Annotated in this window: 20 protein-coding genes and 1 pseudogene; 13 read left to right on the top strand and 8 right to left on the bottom strand. The window is 58.2% G+C overall.

The window, feature by feature from the left end; translation table 11 throughout:
• The first annotated feature begins 5 nt into the window (after positions 1-5).
• The 6 genes from ACNJYB_RS06925 to ACNJYB_RS06900 are packed head-to-tail and all read left to right on the top strand — an operon-like array spanning position 6 to position 3,443.
• Positions 6-473, top strand: a complete 468-nt coding sequence (locus tag ACNJYB_RS06925) for a phytanoyl-CoA dioxygenase family protein (RefSeq protein WP_439373275.1) — start codon at positions 6-8, stop codon at positions 471-473.
• A 16-nt stretch (positions 474-489) separates the two neighbouring features.
• On the top strand, positions 490-783 hold the full coding sequence (locus ACNJYB_RS06920; RefSeq protein ID WP_439373274.1) for a phytanoyl-CoA dioxygenase family protein: 294 nt from the start codon (positions 490-492) through the stop codon (positions 781-783).
• Positions 784-807: 24 nt separating this feature from the next.
• A complete protein-coding gene (locus tag ACNJYB_RS06915; RefSeq protein WP_439373273.1) occupies positions 808-1,137 on the top strand; it encodes a cupin domain-containing protein in 330 nt (109 codons plus the stop codon).
• Position 1,138: 1 nt separating this feature from the next.
• Positions 1,139-1,864, top strand: coding sequence for a class I tRNA ligase family protein (locus ACNJYB_RS06910; RefSeq protein ID WP_439373272.1), 726 nt, complete (start codon positions 1,139-1,141; stop codon positions 1,862-1,864).
• On the top strand, positions 1,821-2,717 hold the full coding sequence (locus ACNJYB_RS06905) for a class I tRNA ligase family protein (RefSeq protein WP_439373271.1): 897 nt from the start codon (positions 1,821-1,823) through the stop codon (positions 2,715-2,717). The genes ACNJYB_RS06910 and ACNJYB_RS06905 overlap by 44 nt, the downstream gene beginning before the upstream one ends.
• Positions 2,718-2,732: 15 nt before the next feature.
• The gene (locus tag ACNJYB_RS06900; protein WP_439373270.1) at positions 2,733-3,443 is read left to right on the top strand and encodes an aminotransferase class I/II-fold pyridoxal phosphate-dependent enzyme; all 711 of its coding nucleotides are present in this window, start codon (positions 2,733-2,735) and stop codon (positions 3,441-3,443) included.
• A gap of 734 nt (positions 3,444-4,177) precedes the next feature.
• Here ACNJYB_RS06900 and ACNJYB_RS06895 read toward each other — a convergent pair.
• On the bottom strand, positions 4,178-4,363 hold the full coding sequence (locus ACNJYB_RS06895; RefSeq protein ID WP_439373269.1) for a hypothetical protein: 186 nt from the start codon (positions 4,361-4,363) through the stop codon (positions 4,178-4,180).
• A 367-nt stretch (positions 4,364-4,730) separates the two neighbouring features.
• Positions 4,731-6,801, bottom strand: a pseudogene (locus tag ACNJYB_RS06890) (prolyl oligopeptidase family serine peptidase).
• Between the two features lie 1,339 nt (positions 6,802-8,140).
• On the opposite strand from ACNJYB_RS06890, the gene mddA reads away from it, so the two are divergent.
• Entirely contained in the window at positions 8,141-8,917 is a 777-nt protein-coding gene (mddA, locus tag ACNJYB_RS06885) for a methanethiol S-methyltransferase (protein WP_439373268.1), read from the top strand.
• Between the two features lie 414 nt (positions 8,918-9,331).
• On the opposite strand, the gene ACNJYB_RS06880 is transcribed toward mddA, so the two are convergent.
• Positions 9,332-9,469: a hypothetical protein gene (locus ACNJYB_RS06880; RefSeq protein ID WP_439373267.1), complete on the bottom strand. Its 138-nt coding sequence runs from the start codon at positions 9,467-9,469 to the stop codon at positions 9,332-9,334.
• A gap of 103 nt (positions 9,470-9,572) precedes the next feature.
• Here ACNJYB_RS06880 and ACNJYB_RS06875 point away from each other — a divergent pair, with 103 nt between their 5' ends.
• Positions 9,573-10,310 carry an outer membrane protein gene (locus ACNJYB_RS06875; RefSeq protein ID WP_439375483.1) on the top strand — a complete coding sequence of 246 codons (738 nt, stop codon included), beginning with the start codon at positions 9,573-9,575 and terminating at the stop codon, positions 10,308-10,310.
• Positions 10,311-11,429: 1,119 nt separating this feature from the next.
• Here ACNJYB_RS06875 and ACNJYB_RS06870 read toward each other — a convergent pair.
• Positions 11,430-12,698: an IS256 family transposase gene (locus ACNJYB_RS06870; protein WP_439370872.1), complete on the bottom strand. Its 1,269-nt coding sequence runs from the start codon at positions 12,696-12,698 to the stop codon at positions 11,430-11,432.
• 84 nt (positions 12,699-12,782) lie between these two features.
• A complete protein-coding gene (locus ACNJYB_RS06865) occupies positions 12,783-13,529 on the bottom strand; it encodes an autoinducer binding domain-containing protein (RefSeq protein ID WP_439373266.1) in 747 nt (248 codons plus the stop codon).
• Positions 13,530-14,848: 1,319 nt separating this feature from the next.
• Here ACNJYB_RS06865 and aepX point away from each other — a divergent pair.
• Positions 14,849-15,778, top strand: a complete 930-nt coding sequence (aepX, locus tag ACNJYB_RS06860) for a phosphoenolpyruvate mutase (protein ID WP_439373265.1) — start codon at positions 14,849-14,851, stop codon at positions 15,776-15,778.
• Positions 15,779-15,973: 195 nt separating this feature from the next.
• Here aepX and ACNJYB_RS06855 read toward each other — a convergent pair.
• From ACNJYB_RS06855 to ACNJYB_RS06845, 3 genes are all read right to left on the bottom strand, one after another.
• Positions 15,974-16,922 (bottom strand): IS630 family transposase gene (locus ACNJYB_RS06855; protein WP_439368321.1). Its coding sequence is split into 2 segments (ribosomal slippage): positions 15,974-16,585 and positions 16,587-16,922, totalling 948 coding nucleotides; the frame shifts between segments, so codons are not numbered across the junction.
• 413 nt (positions 16,923-17,335) lie between these two features.
• A complete protein-coding gene (locus ACNJYB_RS06850; RefSeq protein ID WP_439375460.1) occupies positions 17,336-18,517 on the bottom strand; it encodes an IS91 family transposase in 1,182 nt (393 codons plus the stop codon).
• Positions 18,518-18,523: 6 nt separating this feature from the next.
• Positions 18,524-19,384, bottom strand: a complete 861-nt coding sequence (locus tag ACNJYB_RS06845; RefSeq protein WP_439368084.1) for a tyrosine-type recombinase/integrase — start codon at positions 19,382-19,384, stop codon at positions 18,524-18,526.
• 286 nt (positions 19,385-19,670) lie between these two features.
• On the opposite strand from ACNJYB_RS06845, the gene ACNJYB_RS06840 reads away from it, so the two are divergent.
• The 4 genes from ACNJYB_RS06840 to ACNJYB_RS06825 all read left to right on the top strand — a co-directional run bounded on the left by ACNJYB_RS06840 (position 19,671) and on the right by ACNJYB_RS06825 (position 21,772).
• Entirely contained in the window at positions 19,671-20,474 is an 804-nt protein-coding gene (locus tag ACNJYB_RS06840; protein ID WP_439373264.1) for a pyridoxal phosphate-dependent aminotransferase, read from the top strand.
• 51 nt (positions 20,475-20,525) lie between these two features.
• Positions 20,526-20,846 carry a hypothetical protein gene (locus ACNJYB_RS06835; RefSeq protein WP_439373263.1) on the top strand — a complete coding sequence of 107 codons (321 nt, stop codon included), beginning with the start codon at positions 20,526-20,528 and terminating at the stop codon, positions 20,844-20,846.
• Positions 20,847-21,026: 180 nt separating this feature from the next.
• Positions 21,027-21,302 (top strand): sugar phosphate nucleotidyltransferase, encoded by a 276-nt coding sequence (locus ACNJYB_RS06830; protein WP_439373262.1) that lies wholly within the window; start codon positions 21,027-21,029, stop codon positions 21,300-21,302.
• Entirely contained in the window at positions 21,299-21,772 is a 474-nt protein-coding gene (locus ACNJYB_RS06825) for a hypothetical protein (RefSeq protein ID WP_439373261.1), read from the top strand. Before ACNJYB_RS06830 ends, ACNJYB_RS06825 begins: the two co-directional genes overlap by 4 nt.
• The last annotated feature ends 771 nt before the right edge of the window (positions 21,773-22,543 follow it).

Below are 22,543 nucleotides of genomic sequence, written 5' to 3'. Positions count from 1 at the left end.
CGCGAATGCTGACCGACGCACAAAAGGCGAAATGGCATCAGGATGGATACCTTCGGCTTGAAGGCTTCTTCGATGAAGCTACGCGCGACAAGATCTCTGATTTCGCAGACAACGTCTCGCGCTGGGAAGTAAGCACCGACAAATGGATGATGTGGTTCGAGAAGACCGGCGATGATCGCAAGATCATCTCGAAAGTTGAGAACTTCCTGGAATACCATGACGCACTGCGCCAGACACTCTTGTCCGACGGTCGCATTTTCAATGCGGTACAGAAGCTACTCGATGAAGACACGCGGATGCTCAAAGAGCTGCTGATCTTCAAGTATCCTGATAGCGGCGGGTATCGCCCACATCAAGACATCTATCATATCCCCCACAAGCTACCGGAGCGAATGGTACATGCCATTGCAGCCGTTGCGATCGACGATTCGGCTCCGGACAATGGTGGTCTGTTCTTCACTCCAGGGCGCTAAGGAAGGAGTTTTTCCCATGGATGCGGGCGGCGTCATCAATCCGGAAGTGGCCGAGAGCTTTGAATGGGAACCGGTGCCGTGGAAGGCTGGCAATGTGTTTATTTTCGATGACTACGCACCGCACTACTCACTGCCGAACAAGAGCGATCGCTCTCGCCGCACGCTCTATTTGGTGTTCCAGCGGGCATCCACGGGCGGCCCTGATCGCGCCGAATACAACCGGATGAAGCGGGCCTACAACCCACCTGAGGGCAAGGTAGCTGACCTCCAGGATCTAAAAGCGCCGAACGGCATCTTTTATCGCGAGTGATCGCAACTCATAAGGAAAGACCACGTGCATACGAAGCAGATCGATCGCTCCCTGATGCGAACCGAATATGGCGTACTGGTTTGTCGCTTGCTGGAGCATTTGCCGGATGATCTCAGCCCCGAGTTTGGTACCTCGGTCGTTGAGGTCACCCCCGGCGGCGCGGTCGATCTGCACGCGCACCACGAGCATGAGTTGTGGGTACTGATCTCCGGTGAGGGGGAATTCGAAGCTGGCGGTCAGACTCGCTCCGTGACGGACGTGACTTTATTCTACATGCCGCCAAATCAGATGCACGCTATCCGCAATCTCAGTCGGGAGAACACTCTGAAATTCCTCTCCATCTGGTGGGATTGACATGCGCACCTATTTCGTATGTCCAGCTCCCCCCTGCCCTAACGGCATATTACATCTCGGCCACATCGGCGGCGTATACTTGCTTGCCGATATCTTCGTGCGCTTTCAGCGTATGGCCGGCCATCGCGCGCACTACATCACGGGCGCGGATGAGCACGGTACGTACACACTCGTAAAAGCGCGAAAGCTCGGGCAACCCGTTAGCGACGTCGCGCAAAAGCACATTGACGAAATCCTGGAGTGCCTGCGCGCGGTGCACATCACGCCTGACGTCTTCGTTCGCACGTCCAGCGAGATACATAAGGATAATGCGCTTGCGATTTTCCGCGAGCTGCAGGAAGCCGGTTACGTCGAAGTGCGCAAGGGCGTCCAACTCTATTGCAAGAACTGCGATCAATTTGTCGCGGACTCGCTGGCAGCCGGTAATTGTCCGGCATGCAATTCCACTACCGACAGTAACTTATTTGAGAACTGTGGCCTGGCAATTCGCCACGACACATTATGCAACGCCCGGCACACGACCTGCGGCCATAACCTTGCACTTAGGTCCATTGAGCAGGCCGTGTTCGAAACGTCCCGCCTCACCGAAGCGCTGGACACAGCTATCGGGCAAAGCGCCTGGCCCGAGCTCATCCGGGACAAGGCGCGAGCTTGGCTAGCCACCGATAAGCATCGGTTTGCCGATGTCGCGCAACTTCAGTCATGGTGTGGAACTGCTACAGCCTGAACCTTTGTTCGGGCAAACCCTGCTCACATGGTTCGAAGGCTTGTGGTGCTTCGACACCGGAATTCGTGAGCAATGCGCCAATGATTTTCTGGACGCAGAATCGACCATGCACGACCCTAGTACTCGGCTTGTGTTTTTCATGGGCCAGGATAACCGCTTCTACTACACGATAGGTGTGACCGGCGCCCTGCTCGCGTGTGGCTATCGAATTCCTACAAACCACTCGGTCCAAGATTTCTACAAGCTCGAGGGGGAAAAGTTTTCGACCAGCCGTGACCACGCGCTTTGGGCCGACGAGGTCGCGCGCGAAGTAAACCCGAACGTCCTTCGTTACGCGCTCGCTCGAATTGCACGGCCGTTCGGCAAAGACGAAAACGAGTTCGATGTTGACGGGCTGGTCACGGCCGCATCACACCTTCGGGTCTGGGAAGATGCATTGCGCCAATATGCTGGCAAGGCGCGCACATTGGACAGCAGACGCCTCCGATCTCGTCTGCGCATCCTGACGCAGCGTTACGCGGACGCAATCGAGGAACTCCGATTTTGGGATGCGCTTGATATCGTCGATAGGTACTTCGACGTAGCCGATTTTGCGCGTGAAAGCAGCGGCATGTGGAATGCCATCGAGATTTCGCTGTTCCTGAGCCTTGTGTATCCTGTCCTACCTGAGCTTTCGATCCGATATGGGCGGCACTTCTTCGGTGCAGCGTGGCAGCCGTCCTTCGGTAAACCGGCAGTAAAAGCTGGTCTGCCACCGACCATCGACTTCCCAAGCCTCAGCGAGGCGGTACCGGCGAATTTCATCGTAGAGTACAATGAGCGTTTTCGAAAGCGCCAAGCTCACGCAAAATAGCGGGATTTGAACGTCATGAACTCGCCTGTCTTCTCGACGCGTAGCTCCCTCGCTCAGGGCTTTGCACCGTTCAACTATTCAGTAGCGAAGCACGCCATCAATTTCGCCTTTGGGCTTCCCGATCCGGCGATGTTCTCGGAGCTCACTTGGCCGGACGCATTGAGCCAAAATACCGGTGTCGCCACCGCCGATCTGCTTCAGTATACGGATGCGATGGGTTTGCCCAAGCTCCGAACAAGGCTTGCAGAACGCATCTCCAAGGTCGCGGGACCCGGATTGCGAGTGGGCTGGGTGCTTGCAGATTCGGACGTCATCAACAGACTGGCACGCCTCAAATGCGACGGCGGCGTCAGCCCTATTGTCAGCAATATCGTCTTATCGTTGCTGCAGTCGAGAGCGCTTGATGCACACATCGTACGATTACGCCAGCATTATCGCGGCAAGCGGGACAGCTTGCACGCGCTGCTGCAGCGGAGCCGGTTTTGCGCGCCAGAATATCTCCTTCCAAGCGGTGGTTTCTCATTTTGGGTATGGCTTGCTTCCAGAATTGACGCAGAGACCTTCATCGAGGCTGCGCGCTTCGAGCACGACGTGCACCTTGTGCACGGCCGTCATTATGGCCCACGAAGTGGCCACCATGTACGTCTGTGCTTTAGCTATCTCCCAATGAGCCTAATCGAGGAGGTCTGGCGAGATTGGATAAGCTGCGGGCAAAGCTGCACTTGAGATCGTTACAAAGGCTCGCCCAAAACGGCCGACTCGAACTGTGACATACCCCGATTTTCGGCCTAGCCGTGACGCTTCGGTTCAACACGTCTACGGGTTCGAGAAGTGGATCTATCAATATGCGTTGCCATGGCGTCCAAATTGCCTCCCGAACGAAACGGTGACGTCCAACGTCTGGCAACGATAGTCTTCCCTTATGAGCGCGGTTGGGGCGGCGACCAGGCCGAACAAAACGTTCACGACCAAGCGGCCCAGCAACTCCAGGCGAAGACTAGGCCGGGACTTCGGCCGAGTGGGGCGGGAATCACATTCGCCGGGCCAAGCTCGTAGCAATGATACAAACAGTCGAGATGACGCTCGGCTTTTACGCGACCATCTACAGGCTCGACGGACGAGTGGCGCCGAGCTCGCGTTTGATTACGCCAAAGACGCAGCGCTTCTGGCAAGGTCAAGACACGACTCAGGTCCGATAAAATAGCTGCTCTGCGACACAGGCGCGCGAGATCATGTCCCGGTGATATCCCGGCGGCTTTTTATAATGCCGCCGAGCCTGTTGCGGTCATATGGTTGCCCTGCAGGGCCTTCTCGTTCCGCGAGCTGGCCTCACGGGCACGGCCGGTGGATGATGGCGGTGAGTGCATGACATCAAACTCAGAGGACGCTGAGCATCTTCCTGCCAATGTACTCGGTGTCGGGCGCTTCCGCGTCGTGCTTCTATCCAAACGGCGCGCTGATTACCGTCGGTGCCCGAGCGGGATGCCTAACTTTCGCGCCTTCTGACGCAGCGATCCGGTCGTTCGCTTTGTAAGCTTTGCGATTTTCGTAACGGGTGTCTTTGCCCTCGAGTGTGCGCGCAATTCCTTTACGTCCGTCTTAGTGTACTCGCGGCGTACATTCTTCTTGGTCAGCGTCTTGGGCATAACTACTCCGTTGGTATTCGGTGCACACATCTAGCAGGGATGAAGTGGAGCTGCCAAGCATGCGTGGGTTGTATACGCAAGGCGTCCTGAACCTATCGGATATCCCTGACCTTTTTTTTAGCTTAGGAACGGTTCACTGCTTATTTTAAATAGAAGCAAATCTCGCGGTCGGGCCACCTAATATGTCACTGGTAAGTAGAACCTCGCGCCACACGCTCATTCTGCACGAACGCAACACCGAACGAGCGTTCGCAAGGTATTGACGTTGAGACGCCTTCGCCGATTCCGACTTAGCGACGGCCTGGCGTCCAGGTCGCCGGCGTCAGCAATTTCAGCCTTGTGTTTGCGAGAGCGGGGCGAAGCTCGCTTATGCCTTCTCGTCCAGCCAGCCAATTTTGCTTTTCAGGAATTGGAAGCCCAGTACTCGAAAGCCGACCTGCTCCTTGTTGTCCCGGCCATAGCCGTGACCGCCAGCGTCCGGCTCGTAGAGATAAGCCTCATAGCCCATCGCTTGGAGCTTGGCGACCATCTTGCGAGCGTGTCCGGGATGGACGCGATCGTCCCGCCGCGTTGTCGCGATCAGGATCGGCGGGTAGTCCTGCCCGGGCTTGGCAATATGGTAGGCGGAATAGGTCTTGAGCCATTCCCATTCTTCGGGCTTGTCAGGATCGGCATATTCCGCGATCCAACTCGCGCCCACGAGCAGCTTGGTGTAGCGGCGCATATCAATCAGCGGGATGGTGCAGAACAGCGCGCCGAAATGCCCGGGATAGCGCGCCAGCATATTGCTGATGAGAATGCCGCCGTTCGATCCGCCCTCGGCCGCGATCCGCTTTGCCTGTGTGACGCCGCGGCGGACAAGGTCGGCCGCAACGCTTGCGAAGTCATCATGGGAGAGCCGCTTGCCGGCGAGCCGTCCAGCATCGTGCCATCGTGTGCCGAACTCGCCGCCGCCGCGCAAATGCGCCTGCACTGTGGTGCCCCCACGCTCGAGCCACAGCTTGCCGAGCGCCGGAATTGTAGTACGGCTTGACTGAGATGCCGAACCCGCCATAACCGCTCATATGGACGGGCGCCTCGCCAGTCTCCTGTTTCGGTCCTGTCTGGACGTAGGGAATGCGCGCGCCGTCGACCGAGATCGCCTCATGCTGGGTGACCACCAGACCATCAGCGACAAAGGTCTTGGGCGCCTCCTTCAGCACGGCTGGACTTGCGACGCCTTGCTCCAGGCGCATCAGTAACGGGGGCGTGAGCGAATCCTCGACCTTTGCGAGCAGGTCACCATTACTCTCGGATGGATCGCGATCAAGCGGCCACGCATTAACGAGGCCTATATCGGGAAGCATGCTCAGCTGCTCGCGGCCCCAAGTCGTAGGGAAAGGCGTGCAGATCTCGAACACCGGCCGCAACTCGTCGAGGAGGGAGAGGACAAGCTTACCATCGACCAAAAAAAATCCCTGCAGTGCTCGCCGCGGGGAGCCTGCCAGAAAAAGCACCGAGAAATTGCGGTTTCCAGCGAGAAAGGCGGTCAGCGATATGCCGAGCAGGGTATCTGTCGGGTAGATTACTCCCTCGATACCCGCGGCCGAGCGGAGCTTCACCGCTAGCCAATCCTGATGCGCCTCCAGCCGGATATCGGTAGGAAGGTCGAGCTTGATGTGCGCCCCTTGTTCGGTTCCAAGCCATGTGTGGGAATTGAAGAAATTCAGCTGATCGGTGAACCAGACGCGTTTGTCTTGGCCGGTACGATCGATCCTGCAGCTGACGCCCATGTGATCGGCGATCGTCTCAAACACCACGGTCGCTCGTTCGATAGGCTCACCGCGGCGCCACAATCGGACGGTCCTCGCATAGCCCGACAATGTCGCCATGCCCTCGCCATAGGCGCTGGACAACAGAAGTGTATGCTGATCGACCCAATCGGCACTACCCTTCGCTTCCCCAAGCACAAAACCATCAGGCACAAAACTTTTGGTAGTCAGGTCGAACTCGCGCAGCGTCACGGCATCGCTACCGCCCCGTGACAGAGCGAGTATCACTTGCGAGCTACCAAGCAGCATGGCGGTCCAGCTTACAAGCCAGTCCTTCCGTTCAATGGCCGCGAGCCGATCCACATCAAGTAAAACGTCCTATGACGGCTTCGAGTTTCGAAACTCTGCTAAAGTCGTCCGACGCCAGAGGCCCCGCGGATTGTCGGCATCTTTCCAAAGATTGTAGAGATGGTCGCCGTGCCGGCTGACATAGGGTATATTGTCCGCTCGGTCGTAGATCGAAGCCAGCTCGTCGCGATCCTGCGTGAATGTCGCTCCGCCGAACACCTGCAGGGTTTTACCATTCTGCTGCTCGACAAAGTCGAGCGCCCGCGAGCCCTCTATCTCTTCCAGCCAGAGATAAGGATCATCGTCAGGCGCGGGTAGCGTTGGCCTTCCATGACTTATCTGCTCTATCGGCGAGTTCGCTTCAGACACAATTCACTCCGATGTTAGCCTCAACCGCGTCTCGGCACGCCGCCAATGCATGCTTTATGTGGCCTTCAGCCTACAACCTGACGCGCCAGTCACTTCAAGCTCATTCCTTCGAATAGCACTGCAACGTCCGCGTCTCAGGCTAGCACGCCCTGGGGAGTCGGATCTTCTGCGCATCAGAAGAGGATTCAGGCTCTGATGGTTGTTCAGGTCGCCGCTTTATGTGCACGGATCGCTGGCGGGGCAAGTTAGGGAATGCGCGGCGTGCCTTGCACCCCTTGCACTCACACGTGGCGCACAGCCGCTTGTCGACAATGGCCAAGAAACACGGAATGCGGCAGCCGGAGCGCCGACGACGCTGGAGGACTGTTTCGCCGCCGGTAGCGGGTGCGATCACGGTGAGGGCCGACGAACCTCTTCTCGAGCCGATCGAGCCACTGCCGCGCCTCGGTCATTCCGTCAGCTCCAGACCTCAACAGATAATCGGCCAAGGCTGAAGTCCGCGTCTTCTCGCATCAGCGGGCTTCCGTCGTGAAAACAGACGCCCGCAGCGACTGACCATCGATCCGCTCCCAATTTCAGCAGGGCCCCGGCTTAGCGCGAAGCGGTAGGCGTCATCGAGCACAATGAGCGGTTCGAAAACGCTGACGGCACGACCGGGCGACTGGCTACAACAACCGCAATGACCAGGTGCGGAGTTGGAAGTCCGGACATGCCAATTCGAGGGCCGTCCCGTTGAGTTCTGAAGCGATACCGAGCATGTTACGGGCCGACTCGCCATCTGGCGCATCATCCTGAAGATTCGCCTAAGCGCGGCGCGAGGGATGGCTGGCATCGCCATATTGCCCCCCTGTACGGTGACTACGGCGATGTCAACATTTCACAAGCTTCAGTATTCTTCCTTTGGAGCCGCGGCTGACACCCGCGTTCTCGCGTCAGGCAACATGTGCCCCTTCCTCCGCGATCGGCATGCCATTTGCTCGGATGATGACGAAGGCCCTGCAACTGATGTTGCTCCCAGCGAACTGTAACAGGAGCAACAGGAGTCCACGATGAAACCTGCTCATTATCATACCGCTCTAAGGCTAGTCAGACATGACTTTCCCCTGGCCGGCATTGCTCAGCGGTCCGGTGCACACGGTCAGTGCCTCGCTGCTAGTGATGATGATCATCCAGCATTCGCTCAGCGCCGCATATCAGCAGCATCTCCAATAGATGTGTACGACCGCGCGGCTTTGATCAGATGATTTTCCTGGTTCTTCAGTGCGGCACGGCCTTAAAGCGAGCCGTTGCCTAAAAGCGGAGTCGATCAATGTTCAAGGTAAACTCCAAAAGGCAAGCAGCTTCCCAAATACGATCGCTCCGATTGATCGCTTTCCTCTACGGTTTGGTGGCTTACGCGATGTTTCTTTTCACGATTGTCTACGCTGTCGGCTTTGTAAGCGGAATCATTGTGCCGAAGACGATTGACACGGGGCCTGACACGTCGGTCATCGATGCGCTTTCCACAAACGTCTTGTTGATGGCTCTGTTTGTCATCCAGCACACCGGCATGGCGCGCAACTGGTTCAAGAACTGGTGGACGCGATATGTTCCGAACTGCATAGAACGAAGTACTTACGTGGTCATGGCGAGCCTATGCCTCATGTTGTTATTCTGGCAGTGGAGGCCGCTTGCGGCGGTTGTTTGGCAGGTCGACGACCCCGACATATTCGTAATGATTGCGACGCTATCATTCATCGGCTGGGCGCTCGTGTTTACCAGCACGTTCCTTATCGATCATTTCGAATTGTTCGGACTGCGTCAGGTCTACGCCAATCTCAACGGTCGCGGCAGGCCCGCACCTCAGTTCCGGACGCCGCTGTACTACAAGTACGTGCGACATCCCCTTTATCTCGGCTTTATCATCGCGTTCTGGGCCGCGCCGGTCATGACAATCGGGCATTTACTGTTTGCGGCCGTAACCACCACCTACATCTTTGTGGGGATTCTCTTCGAAGAACGCGATCTTCTCCAGTTGTTCGGGGAGCAGTACGGCCAATACAAGAGACAAGTCGGCATGCTGATCCCGTGGCGCAAACCGAGCTAATAGGCATCAGATAGTGAATATGAATCCGCCAGCGAAAAGGTGCATGGCCAAGCTCACGGTCACCCTAGAAGCCCGCGAGCGGCCGGCACTCCGGCCAGCCATCGGTATGTCCGAAATACCGAACGACGCAGCGCTCCTTAAGAACTCTGACGTTCGCTGCTGCACATCAAGCAAAGCATTACCGACCAAGTCCGGCTCGTGCAGCGAATTTTTTCAGCGCGTCCGTCTCGGTGCCGTAGAAGCAGAGGATGCAGCGCGCAGCTCTCCATGGACGATTGTCAATACAGCGCGGCAACCCTGCCCCGCTTACTACCTCGCATATGGACACGACAGCTTCGATTGTCGTTGCTCGTCTAAGTGCACTGTGCCGCACTCTAGTTGTTGTTGCTCAGCGAATGAATGCCGGGCCAGCCTTCACAGACAGCCTTCATAAAAGAGCTTCGACACACAGCCACCACTCCATTCTCCAACAGACGGGCGCATCTGGTACAGCTCGATGCGTTCGTTCTTAATGACGTTCAAAGCTACAACCTCACGCAGCGTCAGGATCAAGTCGATTCTTTGAGCGTGAATGTTGCGTCGCGGTTACAGCAATTCGCGTTGGCACTGTTATGACGCGCGAGGCCGGGGGCCACTAAAGGAAATGAAGCTCGAAATGAAGAACTTGTTGCTTATGACTGCCAGCATCGTCGCACTCACTGCTGCGGCGCCTGCATTCGCCGCCGATCTCGCCGCACAGCCCATCTACACCAAGGCGCCGCCGCCGGTCGCGGTCGCGTTCTACGACTGGAGCGGCTTCTATGCGGGCGTCAACGGCGGTTGGGGTTCGAGCCATAACTCATGGGATTTCGCAGGCACGACCCCTGAGGGCTCGCATGACGCAAGCGGCGGCACAGTCGGTGGACAGCTCGGCTATCGCTGGCAGATCGGCCAGACAGTGCTTGGCGTCGAAGGCCAGGGCAACTGGGCCGATTTCAACGGCTCCAATGTCAGCGCTGCATTTCCAGCCAACAGGAACCAGACAAAGATCGACGCGTTCGGCTTGATGACTGGCCAGATCGGGTATGCCTTCAGCAACGTACTACTCTACGCCAAAGGGGGCGCCGCGGTCGTGAGCAGCAGCTATCAGGTCACCTCCGTTGCGGCAGGTACGCAGCTTGGGAGCGCGGACACTACGCGCTGGGGCGGCGTGGTCGGTGCCGGATTCGAGGTCAACTTGACGCCCAACTGGACAGCTGGACTCGAGTACGACCACGTGTTCATGCCGGCTAGCGACGTGAACTTCACCGCCGCCGGTGGTGGCACGTTTGGGAACGATCGCATCCGCCAGGATTTCGACCTCCTCACCGCCCGTGTCAATTACAAGTTTGGCTGGCCGGTAGCCCTCAAGTAACGTCGCCTCACTCCAAACGGCATCGAGAGCTCCGGCCCTCTGGCCGGGGCTCTTTCTTGCGAACGATCACCGGCGTGCCTCTCTTTTCTGAAAGTGCAGCCTTTTCCCGTCCTTCATGTACCGTTCTGAAAGAAAGGATACTTCGGCCTGCCGGATGTGCTGGGACACACCGAGTGCGCAAGGCGCCATGGTGTGTGACCGCCCCACAACTATGCTTGAGGTGCGTTGCTGCCGATCTGCGCAAAAGCTTCGTTGATGCAGCGGGAAGTCCACAGGCGGTGACGAGCGGGTTTTCGCCATCTTGATAGCATTATCCCGATGGGCTTTCGACAATCATGGCCCACGGCAGACGACGTTTCCATTATGCGTTTGAGGCACGGCTGCACCACCTCTCCAATGCGATCTGTAACGCGGGATGTTTGAGACTGGATTACCCGCCCGAGCCCGATTGTTGTGAGGAGCACGTTAGCGACGCTGATTGCAACGAAAATTTGTGCGAGCTCGGGCCATGTCGTTTCGCCGCACCATCGACCAGCGCAGCTTCAGCGAAGTCTCACCTCGCCCTCGCGCACCTTTCACACTGACGACGACAATAGTTCGACGCGCATCGGCAGACATTGCTGTTCGTGTACGACATTTTGTACCAAGTCGCAGCGGCCAACCTTACCTGCTACTCCCCCGGGACCTGCTGACGCGTAGTTCCACGCCAACAACTGCAAAGTGTTTACTGCTTCTTCAAAGCTACAGCTTGTGCAGGAGACGGTTCTCCGGGAAGTCTGGAATACCAATCTGTATCATAAGTAAGTCGCTGTCAGTCCTGTGCGCAACAATGCACATCTTTCACTATGGATATCGAGCATGCTAGTCTGTGAGCGGCGGAAACACAGCTGGTCAGGCGGCGATGGTCTATCGAGTAGCAGCACATAGATGCGAGGAATTCAGCGCGCGCAAGCACGCCCTTTTAAGACCACACCGGCGCGCCGATCGCTTCTTACGCAATTAGCTTGCGATTTTGTGCCGGCCTCTTAGAAAGCGGACGTAGCAGCAGTTAGGCCACCATCGGCGTTAGGAATGCAGGCTCTGAAAATGAGCTATGCAGGATTTTGGGTGACGAGGCGATCAGGCGGCGTGGTTTGCCGGCATGTGGATGACCTCGATGCCGTCGTTGAATCTGACACCTGCGATGAGCTTCGGCAACTGATTTGTGCCTTTGAGCCGCCGCCACTTTTTTGATGCGGCGATAACCAGCTTGAACACCATCAGCCTGGCGGTCGTTGAGGACAGCGATCCTTTCGTTCGCACGGTTCTGTGTCGCACGGTCGCGAACACGCTTTCGATGGGGTTGGTCGTGCGCAAGTGATCCCAATGCTCGGCAGGAAAGTCGTAGAAGGCCAGCAGCGCGTCGCGGTCCTTTGCGAGGCATTCGACCGCCCGGCCGTACTTGGTGCGGTATTTCTCGGCGAAGACGTCGATCGCCACTTCGGCGGCCGCCCGGTTTGGCGCCCAATAGACTTCGCGCAGGTCCTTCTTCATGTTGGCCTGCACCGAGAGCGGGACCTTGTCCAGGACGTTGACGGTCTTGTGCACCCAGCAGCGCTGGTGCCGCGTGCCGGGAAACACCTCGTCAAGCGCCTTCCAGAAGCCGAGCGCGCCGTCACCAACGGCAATTTCCGGGGCGATTTGCAACCCGCGTTGCTTCACGTCGATCAGGAGCTCACGCCAGCTCTGCGCGCTCTCCCGGACACCGACCTGAAAGCCGATCAACTCCTTCTTGCCTTCCGGCGTCGCGCCGATCAGCACCAGCATGCACTCGCCGTGGTCTTCCATGCGTGCCTGCAGGAAGACGCCATCGGCCCACACATACACGTACCGCCGCGCCGAGAGATCGCGCTTCTGCCAACGCTCATACTCGCCCTGCCATTCGGCCGTCAGCCGGGAAATCACCGCCGGCGACAGGTTCGGCGCGTCCTTACCCAGCAGGGCCGTCAGCGCCTCCTGGAAATCGCCCGTCGAGATGCCACGCAGGTACAACACCGGCAACAGCGCATCCAGGCTCCTGGTCCGCCGCGCCCATAGTGGCAGAATCGCCGAGCTGAAGCGGATCCGCTCGCCATCGCCGGCTGCACCGCGGTCCCGGATCTTCGCCCGTGCGACCTCGACCGGTCCGATGCCGGTCGCAATCGTTCGAGCCGGGCCGTAACCATGCCGCACGACACGGGCGCGCCCGTCGGCAAGCTTCAAATCTTTCACCGTGGCAAGAAACGTCTCGACTTCGATCTCCACGGCCTGCGCCAGAAGCTGCCGAGCACCAGCTCGCAAAATATTGGTCAGTGGATCGTCGATCTCGTCGGGCTGACGAAGGGCAACAATATTGCTAGTCTCGTTCATGGCGTATCGCTCTCCTTGAGAGGTTCTGGCAGGCTCGACACCCGCCTCGATACGCCGCCTATCTCATTCCGTCATCACCCAGCTTCACGCATAGCTCTCTGAAAATTCAATGAGTCCGAGACGAATCGCCTTGACAAGGCCCTGGGTCCGGTTCGCCGTGCCGAGCTTTCGTATTGCGTTCTTAACATGGAAATTCACCGTATTCTCGCTCACGTTCAATATCTTCCCGATTTCCCAGGACGATTTGCCCTCCCCGACCCATCGCAGACAATCCTTTTCGCGCTCGGAGAGGCTTACCTTTCTGTTCGAGCCACCGCCCGAGGGCCTTGCGATCTCCGCAAACGCAATATGGAAGTGCCAAGCCAGCGCGTTGAGGTGCTTCATATTCCTCTGAGGATCGGCGTCGTCAAAAAGGGACGCGAACGATATCAGAGATATTCGTCCTGATGGCCCAAACAATGGCACGCCTACACCATTCTTCAAGCCTGCCTCTCTCGCCTCCCGCAATACCCGTTGTTCACATGGCTGCAATTGATGTTCGTTTGGGAGCTCGTCCCATAGAAATGGCCCGCCAAAAGTCGGAGCCCGCCGGAGCACCGGATCGACGGTGTAGTACCTGCGTACCAAATAGCTATGGCACCAGTCAGGCGGAGCTTTCATAGCGACCAGAGGTGGTGGGCACTCAGGAAGACGAAGCGGCTCAGCGAAGGTGAGTGCTCCGTAAGTGACTTCAGTGAACGCCTCTACGCTCGCACAGCTCACAAGCAGATCAAACAGTGCTTTGAGAGATTGCGTTTGATTTGCGCATTCGACGAAGCTAAACAGATTCATATGGCGCCTCACACGATCGAGCCGAAGGGCGGTCGCTCTGCGCCGTTCGATTGCCCCTTTTTCGGGCGGAGTTTCGTTGTGACATGCTCCAGCTCTCATAAGGCCTGCCGCACAAGCGCTGCGATAGCTACGCGCCGAATGCAAGGGTCAGCGCAGGTACGACATCCACGCGTTGGCAGGAAGGGCACAGTCGAAACGACGGCGGGCTTTGGCCGGACTCTACGGCCGCCACCATATCGCTTCCGCGCGCGCCAAAATGATGCGGATCGCGCGGGAAAGGGCTGCGCCGATATTTCCCGCTAGGCAGAATGGCCTCGTCGGCCTCCCCGCTATGCCAAGAACGCGTCAACCAGTTGTTTGATCGTCCGCGGGGCGAGATTCCGCGTTCCGACCTTGGGCCGGCACCTGAGCCGCAGTGCGCCGAACGGCTTGATTTCGCAGCGCTCCAGCTGCGTGATGTCACTATTGCTCCTCCCTTGCGAGCGACGATGAGTTCGTCCCGACTGGATCGCTTTTTTGCATTGCGACTGCCAGCGCATGAGTCATCGGCAGCGAGCCGGCGCCCGCGCGGGCGAGACCTTTCAATCGCATGGCGGTCGCGGATCCAACGGACCCGACTTTGGGTAAAGAACGCGGTCCGTTTGCTGCCCTTACCGTGAGCACGCTGATGCTGCCGTCGAACTACAACTCCGTCCCTCCCATCAGTCCGACCTGATCCAACGGGTTGATATTGGTCACCGCCATGGCGCTTGCCGACGTTGGCGAATAGCACGGCGGTTCGGGTAAGGTCCGGAACCCGATTGATGTAGATGGCACTGAGCATCCGCTCCTCCAAGACTCTGCAAGGGACGGACACGAGCTCAGCAAGTGTCATACCAGTCGCGGGCCTCGGGAGACTGGTCGTCAAGACAAGCACTTGAAGGAAATAAGGCTAGCCGCATTGAAGCAGTGCGACATACGTCTGATTTGCGACAGCGCTGTTTGTACTGGCCACGACGTCCCTTGATGTAGATCAAGGGATCTCCTGATTATGAGACGGTTTCCGCTCGCATAAAAGGCCGAACGGGCAAGCCTAACGGCTGCACGCACGCGAGGGGCAAAGTTGATTACCGATTTGCGCCGAACGATGCATGCATTCTCGACCCAGTTAGATTCTCGAAATACGTTTTGCGCGGACCAGTACGAAGTCTCGGATTCTATGCTTACATCCGAAGCTTACGCTCCAGTCAACTACCAACGCTACCAATTGATCGAGATGACAGTGACGTGCCAATCACTACTTAAACAAGGCGCGCAGGTCGCGCCTCAGGAACTTCGGCATGCAACAGAGATCTGTACGCGAAAACGAGCCTGATCGCGCCGTGAAAATGCTGCCTGCCGATATACTTCGACCTCAGGTTCGCTCCAGTGACGACCTCTCCTTTCTCATGGAAGCCCATGACGGGCTTTCCGGAGCAATCGCTCAGCGCGCCGGTTTCAAAGGTCTGTGGGCGTCAGGCCTATCAATCGCCTCCTCTCTTGGCTACCGAGATGCCAACGAGGCATCATGGAGCCAACTCGTCGACGTGGTCGAACGGATCGTGGACTCGAGCGAGCTGCCGGTGCTCGTTGATGGCGATAGCGGTTTCGGCAATTTCAACAATGCGCGTCTGCTCGCTCGCAAACTCCGGCAACGAGGGGCCGCCGGCCTCGCCCTGCAGGACAGCTGTTTTCCGAAAATCAACTCATTCGTTGGCGAGCGGCATGTAATAGCCGACATCGATGAGTTCTCGGGCCGTCTGCGGGCAGTCAGGGATACAGTTGGGCAAGACTTGGTTGTCGTGGCGCGTATCGAAGCGTTGATTGCCGGTCGTCCAATGGAAGAGGCGGTTTTGCGTGCTCACGCTTACGCCGATGCGGGAGCCGACGCTATTCTTATTCACTCGCGAAAGAGCACCGCGGACGAGATCCTTGGCTTTGCTAGTGCTTGGCAGAACAGACTGCCCGTCGTGATCATTCCAACCAAGTACTATCGAACGCCGGTCTCTGCATATCGCGATGCTCGCATCTCCACGGTGATCTGGGCCAACCACTCCATGCGAGCTGCAATAGTGGCCATGCGCAGGGTCTGTGCTCGTATCATCGCCAGGGAAGGCATTGCGAGTATAGAGCCGCATATTGCGACGCTCGATGAGGTCTTCGACCTGCTGGGGTACGACGAACTCGTCCGTGCCGAGGCGCGATATCTCCAACCTGATGACAACAAATAGCGGATACTGATGCGCCGCAAGACTCATGCATTTTTGACGGACTGACGCGACGCACCTGTTTTTTATCGTTGCCCACCACTGAATCCAACGCAGCACCTGTTCGTCTCATGGAGACACCATTAAATGACACGACAGCCCCGTTCCGCGACCGGCTTACGCTTTTGTCTATCAACTCTGCTCGACGGCTAGAGCGTTTCACATTTTGATTGAAGCATAACCGGCGCTGGCGAAGTAGTTGGCGCATTCGCGAGGCTGGATGTCTTGGACGAGGTGACCGATATGGCGCCAAGTCTCCTCGATTGAGCGCTTCTGAGCTTGCCGCATCCAGTGTTTGATCTTGGAGAAGGCCTGTTCGATTGGGTTGAGGTCGGGCGAGTATGGCGGCAGGTACCAGAGTCTGGCGCCAGCAGCCTTGATCATTTGCCTGACGGCTTTCGACTTATGGCTTCCGAGATTGTCGAGAATGACGATGTCGCCTTCACGCAGGGTTGGCAGGAGAATGTGCTTTACGTAACCACGGAAGCATTCACCGTTGATCGGGCCATCGAAGACGCAGGGTGCCGTGAGTTGGTCATGGCGGAGCGCGCCGAGGAATGTGAGGGTACGCCAGTGACCGTGCGGAGCGAAGCCGCGCAGGCGCGCCCCTTTGGGTCCCCAGCCTCGCAAAGGGGCCATGTTGGTCTTGATCCAGGTCTCATCGATGAAGACGAGCCGGCCCGGATCGAGCCCGGCCTGCCAGGCTCGCCAACGCAAGCGCCTACGAGAGACGTCGGCGCGAGCCTGTTCGAGGGCGAACAGTGTTTTTTTTGAACCGCAGCCCTTCCCGGCGCAGGAACAGCCAGACCGCATTGTGTGAGACCTTGACCCCACGGGCTGCCAGTTCCGCCTTCAGACCATGCAGCGTCAGGTGCGGCGTCTGAGTGATCCGCTCGACGATGAAGGCGCGGTGCGGATCAAGCACAGGCTTGCGGTGACCACCCATCTTGCCAGGCGCTACCGAGCCGGTCGTTCGATAACGCTGTGACCACTTCACAACTGACGAGACAGCAACGCCAAACCGTTCCGCCACAGATCGGCAGCTCTCACCTTTGGCAACAGCGGATACCGCACGCTTACGCAAATCGTTGGAAATTGGTCGGACCATCGGATGCTGGCCTCCAGCCCAGCCAGCATCTTGAATCATATTCGTCCCAGACCCGGAATCTTGAGGGTTCTGTGAGGTCGCGTGGCAGGCGCGAGCCGCGCGCTCTGTGGTGCGTGCGACCTCATAGAAGCCGGATTGAACGAAGCTGCGGAGTTGTGGGCGCTATGGGAATAGTGCAGCGGGTGCGGCTGCGGGGAACGCTCGCCTGTGGTCGCCGCGCGTCCGCGAGTCATTCATCGGATGTGAGGGGCCCGATTGATCGGGCCAAGGGCGCGATCCAGCGAGCGATTTGCAGCGCTGGGATGCGCTACCGAACGATTGGCGGGGTGTTCGGTGACGAGCGCGGCCACGGCGACTTCGGACGTTGCCACCAAGAAGGTGATTACGGAAGGGGTGGATGGTACAGACGCTGGTCATGACGTATCACAATGAAACGGCTGGTCGCGCGCGCAGGCTCGCGGGACGATATCGACGCGCCGCATGGTGCCGCCACAATGCGGGCAGACGGGGATCTCGCATTTGGTGAGGGGATCGGCGCCGGCTTCTTGATCAGTCGGAGCGTTGCGGACAGCAAGGAGTTGACGGCAGAAAGCGATTTTATCGTTGCGTCCGCCATTGGCGAGGAAACCATAGTGGCGGATGCGGTGGAAGCTGTCCGGCAGGGTGTGCAGGAGAAAGCGACGAATGAACTCATCGGCCTTAAGCGTCATCACTTTGGTTTTACGATTCTGCCGATAGTCCTTCCAGGCAAAGCTCACCTTGCCGTCGGCAAGCGAGATCAGCCTACTGTTGGCGATGGCGACGCGATGCGTATAGCGGCCGAGATAAGCCAGCACCTGTTCGGGCCCACCGAATGGCGGCTTGGCATAGACGACCCAGTCGGTCCATCGAAGTTGAGCGAGGCGCTCGGCGAATGCGGCGGGATCGGCGAGACGGGCGAGATCGCCAAAGAAGCCCAACTGGCCAGCCGCGAAGGCAGCTTGCAGCTCTTGCAGAAACAGGCGGCGGAACAGCCTGGAGAGGACGCGCACCGGCAGGAAGAAGCCGGGCCGGCAAGCGACCCAGTGTGTGCCGTCGAGTGAAGGTCCACCACCAGGCACGACGCAGTGGATATGCGGATGGTGTTGCAGGGTTTGACCCCAAGTATGGAGGACGGCGGTCAGACCGAGCTGAGCGCCGAGATGCTTGGGGTCGGCCGCGATGGTGGTGAGCGTCTCGGCCGCGCAGCGGAACAGAATGGCATAGACCACCGCCTTGTTCTGGAAAGCAATCTCTCTGGCCGGCGCCGGCAAGGTGAAGACGACGTGGAAGTATGGCACGGGAAGGAGTTCGGATTGTCGCTCGGCAAGCCATTGCGCGCGCGCCGAGCCTTGGCACTTCGGGCAATGCCGATTGCGACAGGAGTTGTAGGCGATCCGGGTGGCACCGCAGTCGTCGCATTGCTCGATGTGGCCGCCAAGCACAGCCGTCCGGCATGCCGTGATCGCGCCCATGACGCGCCGCTCGACGCGACCCAGATGTCCGGCACGAGCTTGCCGAAACGCTTCGCCGTGGCGGCGGAAGATATCCGCCACTTCCAGAACTGGAGTCATCAGGTCCGCTCAGCCGGGCGGCACGACCTCCAGGCGGAGCCGGTCAAGCGGACTTGGCGTATTGCTGATGGTCTTTGTGGCGACTTGGGTATAGCGCGCCGTGCTCTGCAGACTGGCATGGCCGAGCAGCACCTGGATGATGCGCACGTCGGCCCCGTTCTCCAGGAGATGGGTCGCGAATGTGTGCCGCAGCGTATGCACTGTCACCGACTTGCTCAAGCCGGCCGCCGTACAGGCTGAACGGCAGGCGGCGTGCAGCACGTTAGGGACGAGCGGACGCTCGTCGTCGCGGCCGGGAAATAGCCATCGTTTGGGCCGAGTGAGCCGCCAATACGTCCGCAGAATCCTCAAAAGCTGCGGCGAGAGCATAACGTAACGGTCCTTGCCGCCCTTGCCGTGCTCGACCCGGATCAACATCCGCTGGCTATCAATGTCGACAACCTTCAAGAGGACCACTTCCGATACGCGCAAGCCTGCGGCATAGACGGTGGTCAGCGCGGTACGGCTCTTGAGGCTTGGGATTGCTTCCAGGAAGCGCACGACCTCGTCGGCGCTCAGCACCACCGGCAGTTTGCGCGGTTTACGCGCATAGGCGATGCGCTCCGGAACGGTGTCATGACCCAGCGTCACACCGTAGAAAAACCGCAGTGCGCAGACGATCTGGTTCAGCGCCGGCCAGGACATCCCCGTCGCAACCAGATGAACCTGGAAAGCACGGATATCCTCCAGGTCGAGGCGGTCAGGAGAACGACCGAAATATCGGCTCAACTTCGCTACGGCGTTGAGGTAGGATTGCTGCGTCGCCGGTGACAGATTGCGGACCGTCATGTCCTCGATCATGCGGCGGCGAAGTGGGCTGATCTCAGCCATCGGAAAACCTCCTGTCTAAAGGGTTGGGCTTCGAAAACCCGCAATCCTCTCAGACAGGAGGCAATCCTTGCTATGCCTCCCTACATGCCGCGCCAGCGGCTTCGTTCAATCCCTTCCGATTCAATAAATCCGTGAACCGCTCTAGGCACCTAGCGAACGCATGGGCTCCGCCTGGCGGACGGAAACCATCAGGTGAACGAGATCTGATGTATGTCCTTATTCAGTGTCGGACAGTCTTCCGCCGACCGCCCAACAACGATCCCATAGATTTCAAGGGAGAGAGCTCGTGTTGGCGCACCGAAGAGCATTGGTGAAACTGTGGGGCCACACACCGGCCAGGGCCGCCGCAAAGGAATGCACTGCACGCGGCGAGGGCATCATCGATCTGACCGCAGGGGAGATCTGGAGTGAACTCGCTCCATCAGTGCGTGAGGGCGCGATCACAGCGATCAAGGGCAACTTCAACCGCTATACTGCCCCCATCGGGCTGCTTCGTCAGGCGCTTGCTTGCAAGATCTCCACCGAGACGGCTCAGCCATGGTCAGCAGACGAAATTGCTGTGACTAGCGGCGCCAAGCAGGCTCTCTTCAACGCGGCCCTGGCTCTGCTAAATCCTGGCGACGAAGTACTTATTCCCGCCCCATACTGGACGACTTTCCCGACGCAGATCATCATCGCCGGCGGCAGACCAATCTTTATTGAGAGCCGGCACAACAATTATGTGCCCAGGCCCTCAGATCTGGCTACGGCCATTACATCAAGAACCAAAGCGATCGTGGTCAACACGCCCAACAACCCGACAGGCACAGTCTACGACCGCGATACTCTTGCTGCTATTGCTCAACTCGCGAGGGATCGGAACCTCTGGATAATCTTTGACGAATGCTACGGGGCTTTCGCTCATCCCCCTCACACGCATCATTCGATCCTATCGGTTGCCCCCAATGCACGCGATCGTACATTGATCGTAATTCCTTTTCGAAATCGTTGGCCCTGGCGGATCGGCTATATCGCCGGGCCTAAAAACTTTATCAGTGCGGTTAAGGCTCTACAAACCCAAACAACATCGAATCCCAATGTCATTGCGTAGCATGCGCTGCTGTATCATCTCAAATCTGGCGATTCTGCCTTCGAATTGGGATTGCAGCGCCACATCTCGGACGCGCGAGCACTCGGACTTTCGATCCTTTCAAAGTTGAAGTTGGTGCCATCGCCCGTTGCCCAGGGTGGCTTGTTCTTCTACCTCGATCTCTGCGGGCTTCGGCGGCGCGCCGCCGGCGATCCCGGAGAATTCAACGGTGATGACTTCGCCAAGGCGTTGCTGACGAAGGCCGGTGTCGCAACAGTATCGGGCGCAGCATTCGGCGACCCTACAGGTCTCCGGCTTTCCTATGGAATCGATCTTGAACTACTCGGTCGAGGCTTGCGGCGCCTGGTCGCAACTCTGAACGAGTGGAACTAAGCTTGGTCCTACGAGTGCCGATATGCTTAGAGCTGCCTTTGGCCCCAGATTCCAAGCCCCGCCCCCGTGCTTGCGGCGAGATGCGGCTCGCGCCGGCTTCGTCCACCCGGGACACGCCCCCTCCGGGAGCGGGACCTCCGGTCACGAGGCCCCATCGGTCACGGCATTCGGAGCCCGCGGATGTTTGTCCTTCTCCGAAAGCCGGCCAAACAGCCGAACCCAGAGACGTTTGGCCACAGTCCTCAACGCCAGGGAGCGGCGGCCCGAGATCATTCGACGACAGGGAAGAAAATGACCCCCAACGTCCCAAACAGCGCCGTCATTCTCGCCGCTGGCTTGGGCTCGCGGCTACGGCCGCTGACCGATCTCTGCCCAAAGCCGCTGGTCGAGGTCAATGGCACGTCGATCATTCATAACGCTTACGAAACCTGGATGCGGTTGGTATCGGAGAGGTGACCATCGTGGTCGGTTACCGCAAGGACGCCATTCAATGTGCCTGCGGACGGCGCTTTGGCGAGCTCAAAATCAACTATCTCGATTCATCGGTATTCGACTGCACCGGAAGCGACTATTCTCTTTGGCTGACGCGCGACGTTTTGCTCGCTGGAGACTGCCTTGTTTTAGAAGGGGATGTCCTCTTCGAGCAGGGTGCATTGAGCTATTTGATGTCCAGCGAAGCGCCCGATGTGGCTGCAGTAGTGCCCTTCGGCGATCTACCGCAAGGGGCGGCCATTTTGTTGTCGGATAGCGGCTGTATTTCGGGCTTCTACATACATGAGCAAGACTGGCGCAGCCAGCGTCGCAGGCGCCCCAAGACTTTTCAAGACGCTAAGCTTACTGCGATTTTCGTTGCCAATCCTCAAGACAACGATTGTCCCGGCGCTGGACGATATTGTCACATCGGGAGCTATACGGGCATACACTGACGAGCTCATTGCCCATCTCATCGAAAAGCGCGGTCTACAGCTTGGTGCAGCCCGGTGTGACCATCTCAGGTGGCGCGGAATCGAAAGGATCGAAGATCTGTGAATTGCGGAGCTCATCTTTCAACAGAGGAGCCCTCCCCTGGCATGAGTGAGGGACCAATGCTGAAAACATTTGGAATCCAGCGAACGATGCTACCACAGGTTTTTTATTTTCTTCCGGGGGCTTATTCCTAGCAGCTCGAGCTGCCTGTGGCGATCTGAAAGCGCTTTTGGCTATGCTGTCAGATCACCCCGACGAAGTCGCGGCTGATCGCACGAAAAACTGCGAGAGAGACGTTGTGAAGATGGGCAAACGAACGAGTTCGATACATTGCCTGCAGAGCGTAGTGCCCGCAGTGCTCATATACAGGCCGGGCTTTGCCCTCAACCGCCTTACTCCTAGTAGTTCCAGTCAGGCTTCGCTATGTTTGTGAAACTCTGTGGGTCGTCCGACACTCTCTTCTTACGGGGGCTGTTGTCATATGATCTGCCGTTATTGGACCCCTCGTTTCTTCATATACACCTCATTCATGCTAAGGGCTTTCCGGGTGACAGAGCAATCGGCATCTTTGCCGCTCGGTCATCGGAAGCTTCTCGGTCCCTTCGAGCGGCCGGGGTAGGCACGAGCGTAGCGAGCGAAATGTCTTTGGTGCGGCACCTGCCATGCCCCGGCGGCCACGGCTCCCCGCCTGATTGCCAGGCCGTAGGTCGTTCGCGAGGATTTCGCTGGCA

The sequence above is a fragment of the Bradyrhizobium sp. SMVTL-02 genome, assembly GCF_051853005.1.
Classification (GTDB): Bacteria; Pseudomonadota; Alphaproteobacteria; order Rhizobiales; family Xanthobacteraceae; genus Bradyrhizobium.
This window is presented reverse-complemented; position numbering and strand designations above follow the sequence as displayed.

Excerpts from the sequence above, each read along its gene's own strand:
- ACNJYB_RS06830 (WP_439373262.1), top strand. The coding sequence starts at position 21,027 with ATGTTTGTCCTTCTCCGAAAGCCGGCCAAACAGCCGAACCCAGAGACG.
- ACNJYB_RS06920 (WP_439373274.1), top strand. The coding sequence starts at position 490 with ATGGATGCGGGCGGCGTCATCAATCCGGAAGTGGCCGAGAGCTTTGAA.
- ACNJYB_RS06910 (WP_439373272.1), top strand. The coding sequence starts at position 1,139 with ATGCGCACCTATTTCGTATGTCCAGCTCCCCCCTGCCCTAACGGCATA.
- ACNJYB_RS06905 (WP_439373271.1), top strand. The coding sequence starts at position 1,821 with ATGTCGCGCAACTTCAGTCATGGTGTGGAACTGCTACAGCCTGAACCT.
- aepX (WP_439373265.1), top strand. The coding sequence starts at position 14,849 with ATGCAACAGAGATCTGTACGCGAAAACGAGCCTGATCGCGCCGTGAAA.
- ACNJYB_RS06865 (WP_439373266.1), bottom strand. The coding sequence starts at position 13,529 with ATGAATCTGTTTAGCTTCGTCGAATGCGCAAATCAAACGCAATCTCTC.
- ACNJYB_RS06925 (WP_439373275.1), top strand. The coding sequence starts at position 6 with ATGCTGACCGACGCACAAAAGGCGAAATGGCATCAGGATGGATACCTT.
- mddA (WP_439373268.1), top strand. The coding sequence starts at position 8,141 with ATGTTCAAGGTAAACTCCAAAAGGCAAGCAGCTTCCCAAATACGATCG.
- ACNJYB_RS06900 (WP_439373270.1), top strand. The coding sequence starts at position 2,733 with ATGAACTCGCCTGTCTTCTCGACGCGTAGCTCCCTCGCTCAGGGCTTT.
- ACNJYB_RS06895 (WP_439373269.1), bottom strand. The coding sequence starts at position 4,363 with ATGCCCAAGACGCTGACCAAGAAGAATGTACGCCGCGAGTACACTAAG.
- ACNJYB_RS06845 (WP_439368084.1), bottom strand. The coding sequence starts at position 19,384 with ATGGCTGAGATCAGCCCACTTCGCCGCCGCATGATCGAGGACATGACG.
- ACNJYB_RS06870 (WP_439370872.1), bottom strand. The coding sequence starts at position 12,698 with ATGAACGAGACTAGCAATATTGTTGCCCTTCGTCAGCCCGACGAGATC.
- ACNJYB_RS06875 (WP_439375483.1), top strand. The coding sequence starts at position 9,573 with ATGAAGAACTTGTTGCTTATGACTGCCAGCATCGTCGCACTCACTGCT.